General features: G+C 69.2%; 2 protein-coding genes. Both read left to right on the top strand.

The genetic code is table 11. From position 1 onward, the window contains the following. Positions 1-842 (top strand): acyl-CoA carboxylase subunit beta (locus tag ACFW2E_RS47365; protein ID WP_384478498.1); only part of this gene is annotated, 842 nt, incomplete at its 5' end. Positions 843-877: 35 nt separating this feature from the next. After that, positions 878-1,072, top strand: coding sequence for an acyl-CoA carboxylase subunit epsilon (locus ACFW2E_RS47360; RefSeq protein ID WP_384478495.1), 195 nt, complete (start codon positions 878-880; stop codon positions 1,070-1,072). The last annotated feature ends 101 nt before the right edge of the window (positions 1,073-1,173 follow it).

Here is a 1,173-nt window from a genome sequence, read left to right as displayed (position 1 = left end):
GCCACGAGGTGCGCTACCTCCTCTCGCTGCTCCCGCAGAACAACCGCGAGAACCCCCCGCGCGCCGAGGCCTCCGACCCGGTCGACCGCCGCAGCGACGTGCTGCTGGACCTGGTCCCCGCGGACGGCAACCGGCCGTACGACATGGCCAAGGTCATCGAGGAGATCGTCGACGACGGCGAGTACCTCGAGGTCCACGAACGCTGGGCCCGCAACATCATCTGCGCGCTGGCCCGGCTGGACGGCCAGGTCGTCGGCATCATCGCCAACCAGCCCCAGGTGCTGGCGGGTGTCCTGGACATCGAGGCGAGCGAAAAAGCTGCGCGCTTTGTCCAGATGTGTGACGCTTTCAATATCCCGATCGTCACCTTCCTGGACGTTCCGGGGTTCCTCCCCGGTGTCGACCAGGAGCACGGCGGGATCATCCGGCACGGCGCGAAGCTGCTGTACGCCTACTGCAACGCGACGGTGCCGAGGATCTCGCTCATCCTGCGCAAGGCGTACGGCGGTGCGTACATCGTCATGGACAGCCAGTCCATCGGTGCCGACCTCACGTATGCCTGGCCCACCAACGAGATCGCCGTCATGGGCGCGGAAGGCGCGGCCAACGTCATCTTCAGGCGGCAGATCGCCGAGGCGGAAGACCCCGAAGCGATGCGTCAGAAGATGGTCAAGGAGTACAAGGCCGAGCTGATGCACCCCTACTACGCGGCGGAGCGCGGTCTGGTCGACGACGTCATCGACCCGGCCGAGACCCGCGAGGTGCTCATCAAGTCACTGGCGATGCTGCACTCCAAGCACGCCGACCTGCCGTCGCGCAAGCACGGCAACCCCCCGCAGTAACCCGGCGGAAACCTCTCTCACGGAGACTGACATCCATGGACACCCCTGACATCCGCGTCGAAAAGGGCCACGCCGAGCCCGAGGAAGTCGCCGCCATCACGGCGGTCCTCCTGGCCCGCGCCGCCGCCCGCAGCTCCGAGCCCACGGCGACCCACCGCGGCCGCGCCAAGGCCGGCTGGCGCCGTCTGGAGCGCGAGCCCGGCTTCCGCGCCCCGCACAGCTGGCACTGAGCCCGCAGTCCAGGTATGGGGCCCCCACCCCCGGGGGGGCCCGAGGAATAGCCACAACCCCCCCCCCCCCCCCCCACCCGCACACCCCCCCCGCGCGCAAC

The sequence above is a fragment of the Streptomyces sp. NPDC058964 genome (assembly GCF_042741275.1).
GTDB lineage: Bacteria > Actinomycetota > Actinomycetes > Streptomycetales > Streptomycetaceae > Streptomyces.
The sequence above is the reverse complement of the archived record's forward strand: the minus strand, read 5'-3'. Positions and strand labels throughout refer to the sequence as shown.